This is a genomic window from Microbacterium sp. zg.Y909, assembly GCF_024626565.1.
Genome location: NZ_JANJFJ010000165.1, coordinates 1 through 3,753 on the forward strand (window position 1 = coordinate 1; position 3,753 = coordinate 3,753).

Here is a 3,753-nt window from a genome sequence, read left to right on the forward strand (position 1 = left end):
GGGCTTTCGCGTGCGGATGCCGCAGCGCGCGCGGTCGAGATCATCGCCGAGGTGGGTGTCCCCGACGCAGCCCGACGCGCCGAGCAGTACCCCCACGAGCTCTCCGGCGGACTCCGCCAGCGCATCCTCATCGGCATCGCGTGGGCGTGCGAACCAGATCTCGTGATCGCCGACGAGCCCACCAGCGCCCTGGACGCCACCGTGCAGCGCCACGTGCTCGACCGGATGCAGCAGCTGGCGGCTGCTCACGGCACCGCGGTGCTGCTGGTCACCCACGATCTGGCGGTCGCCGCCGACCGGGCAGACCGCATCGTCGTCGTCCACCACGGCGAGATCGTCGAGAGCGGCCGTGCGCGCGACGTCCTCGCCGCACCGCAGCACGAGTACACCCGCCGTCTCGTGGCGGCCGCTCCGGGCCTGCACAGCGGGCGGCTGCAGCCCAGCGTCGACGTGGCGCCGCGGGCGCCCGACGCCGCTGCGGCGGCGCCCTTGCTCGAGGTGCGCGGGCTCGGCAAGACCTACCGCTCGGGGCCGCGCGCCGTCGCGGCCGCAGAAGACGTCGACTTCTCGGTCGCCCGGGGCTCCACCTTCTCGCTCGTGGGCGAATCGGGCTCCGGCAAGAGCACCACGGCACGCATGGTGGCGCGCATCATCGACCCCGAGACCGGCACCGTTCTGCTCGACGGCCGCGACATCACCGCTCTCCGCGGCGGCGAGCTGCGACAGCTGCGCCGACGCGTGCAGGTGGTCTACCAGAACCCCTTCGGGTCACTCGATCCGCGCATGAGCGTGGCCCGCCTCATCGCCGAGCCGCTGCGCGCGTTCGGCGCGGGGGCGGTGGAGGCCCGCGCCACGGTGCGGGAGCTGCTGGATCAGGTGCGCCTGGCGCCTGAGATGCTCACGCGGCGTCCCGCCCAGCTGTCCGGCGGGCAGCGGCAGCGCGTCGCGATCGCTCGGGCGCTGGCGCTGCGGCCGGAGCTGGTGGTGCTGGACGAGCCGGTCTCGGCCCTCGACGTGTCGGTGCAGGAGCAGGTGCTGCAGCTGCTGGTCGACCTGCAGGCCGAACACGGCCTGACTTACCTCTTCATCTCGCACGACCTCGGCGTGATCCGGCAGATCTCCGATCATGTTGCGGTCATGCGGCACGGTCGCATCCTCGAGCAGGGGCCGCTGGAGCGGATCTTCCAGGAGCCGACGCAGGACTACACGCGGGAGCTGATCGGCTCGATCCCGGGCGCCCGCGTCGGCTGAACGCCGGCGCTCAGTCGCGCAGGTCGTCGGCCACGCGCCGCAGCGCGTCGGCCGAGCGGCGGAACAGTCCCAGTTCGCTCGGCGAGAAGGGCGTCTCGCGAATCGGCTTGGCGCCGCTCGCGCTGACGATCGACGGCACCGAGAGGGCGACGCCAGACACGCCGTGGAAGTCGTCGAGCACGGTGGACACCGGCATGACCGCGTGCTCGTCGTGCAGGATCGCCTCCACCACGCGGGCGCTGGACAGGCCGATGGCGTAGTTGGTCGCGCCCTTGCCCTGGATCACCTTGTACGCGGCATCCCGCACGTCGACGGCGATCTGGTCGAGCTCGTCGACCGACATGCGGGGGTGGCCCTCGGTCTCCCACTCGAGGATCGGCACCGTGCCGATGTAGGCCTTGGACCACAGCGGGAACTCCGTGTCGCCGTGCTCGCCGACGATGTAGGCGTGCACGCTCGAGGACGACACCCCGGCGCGCTGGCCCAGCTTCCACCGCAGGCGCGAGGTGTCCAGCACCGTGCCCGAGGCGAAGATGCGCTCGGGCGGCAGGCCAGTGGCCTCCTGCGCCAGCACGGTGAGCACGTCGCAGGGGTTCGTGACGATGACGAAGATCGCTTTGGGCGCCACTTCCAGCAGCTGCGGCATCATCGTCTTCAGGATGCCGGCGTTGGTGCCGGCCAGCTCGATGCGGGTCTGCCCGGGCTTCTGCTTCGCGCCGGCGGTGATCACCACGACGTGCGACCCCTCGGCGACGGAGATGTCGTCGCCGCCGGTGATGTCGCTGGATCCGGTGAACTGGGTGCCGTGGGCGAGGTCGAGCACCTCGGCCTCGACGCGCTCCTTCGCGATGTCATACAGCGCGACGTGGCGCGCCGACCCCCGGATGAGGGCGGCGTAGGCGGTGGAGGAGCCGACGCTGCCGGCGCCGACGACGGTCAGTTTCGAATTCTCGATCGCGGTCATGTGGTCAGTCTTGCAGGGGAGGATGCCGCTGACTACCGGGTGGCCCGACGGAGGTGCCGGCGCTAGGGCGTCGGCGTCGCAGCGCCGGCCTCGGCGGTGGCCGGGCGTGGCGGATTGCGGATGCCGAAGAACGACACGATCCCGCCTGCGGCCATGAGCAGCGCGGTCGCGACCGCCGCCCGATGGAAGCCCTCGAGGTCGAGCGAGCCGCCGACGATAGCGGCCAGCATGGCGATGACGATGAGGCCGGCGACGCGGGAGACGGCGTTGTTGACCGCCGAGGCGATGCCCGACCGCGCCGGTTCGATCGCGCCGAGGATCGCCGCCGTCAGCGGCGAGACGGTCACCGCCAGCCCGAAACCGAAAACCAGCATGCTGGGCAGCACCTGCCACCAGTAGTCGAACTCCTGCGACACGGTGAGGAGCAGCAGCGACCCGGCGGCCATCAGCAGCGGCCCCGCCGTCATGAACAGGCGGGGACCGAGTCGTCCGGCCAGCGCCCCCATCGGGGAGCTCAGCAGCACGAGCAGCACCGTCGACGGAATGGTGGCCAGCCCCGCGAGCGTCGCCGACAGTCCGGCGCCCTGCTGCAGATACACCCCGACCACGAAGCCGTTGAGGGTCAGTGCGCCGTAGATGAACGCGGTGGCCACGTTGCCGGTCCAGAAATTGCGCACCCGGAACAGCACAAGCGGCAGGATCGGGTGCCGTGTCGTGCGCTGACGCACGAGGAAGCCCGCGAACAGCGCGATCCCGAGCGCCAGCGGCATCCAGATGGCAGGCGACGCCCACCCCAGGTTCGGCTGCTCGATGAGGGCGAACACCATGCCGCCCAGGCCCAGGGTGCACAGCACCGCACCGGTCCAGTCGATCGCGGCATCCTCGCGGCGCACGTCGCGGAGGGCCAGGCGGGGGAGCAGCCACAGGGTCACCGCGATCGGAATGACGTTGACCACGAAGGCGAAGCGCCACGACAGGTAGTCGACGAACAGGCCGCCCACGAGCGGCCCGCCGATCGTGGCGGCCGTCGTCAGCGCCGTCCAGACGCCGATGGCGCGCGCCTGGAGGGGGCCGCGCATGTTCGAGGTGATGAGGGCGAGGGAGCTGGGGACGAGGAACGCCCCGGCGGCGCCCTGCACCGCGCGGGCGATGATGAGGGTCACCGGATCCGGTGAGAGGGCGATGGCGACGGATGCCACGCCGAACCCGATCAGCCCGATCCGCAGAACCAGGATGCGCCCGAAGGCGTCGCTCACCGAGCCCGCCAGCAGGATCAGCGAACCGAGGGTGATGAGGTAGGCGTCGACGGTCCACTGCTGCGTGGTCAGGCCGCCGCCGAGGTCCCGGCCGATGGCGGGGAGCGCAACGTTGACGATGCTGCCGTCGAGGAACGCCACGAACGACGCGAGCACCGCGACGGCCACGACCAGTCGCTGCTGCCGGTCCATGGTCTCGGACATGCGCCCACGCTAGACCCGGTGGTGGGGTGTTGGGGTGGCAGTTGCTGTCGCCTGTGGGGGGCCAGAGCGACAGCAACT

General features: G+C 71.4%; 3 protein-coding genes. 1 reads left to right on the forward strand and 2 read right to left on the reverse strand.

All coding sequences use genetic code 11. The features are described from left to right. Positions 1-1,251 (forward strand): ATP-binding cassette domain-containing protein (locus tag NQ160_RS12710; protein ID WP_257515599.1); only part of this gene is annotated, 1,251 nt, incomplete at its 5' end. Positions 1,252-1,261: 10 nt separating this feature from the next. Here NQ160_RS12710 and NQ160_RS12715 read toward each other — a convergent pair. Both NQ160_RS12715 and NQ160_RS12720 read right to left on the reverse strand, forming a co-directional pair. Beyond that, on the reverse strand, positions 1,262-2,215 hold the full coding sequence (locus tag NQ160_RS12715; protein WP_257515600.1) for an L-lactate dehydrogenase: 954 nt from the start codon (positions 2,213-2,215) through the stop codon (positions 1,262-1,264). Between the two features lie 62 nt (positions 2,216-2,277). Then, positions 2,278-3,675, reverse strand: coding sequence for an MFS transporter (locus NQ160_RS12720; protein ID WP_257514143.1), 1,398 nt, complete (start codon positions 3,673-3,675; stop codon positions 2,278-2,280). Between the last annotated feature and the right edge of the window lie 78 nt (positions 3,676-3,753).

Excerpts from the sequence above, each read along its gene's own strand:
- NQ160_RS12715 (WP_257515600.1), bottom strand. The coding sequence starts at position 2,215 with ATGACCGCGATCGAGAATTCGAAACTGACCGTCGTCGGCGCCGGCAGC.
- NQ160_RS12720 (WP_257514143.1), bottom strand. The coding sequence starts at position 3,675 with ATGTCCGAGACCATGGACCGGCAGCAGCGACTGGTCGTGGCCGTCGCG.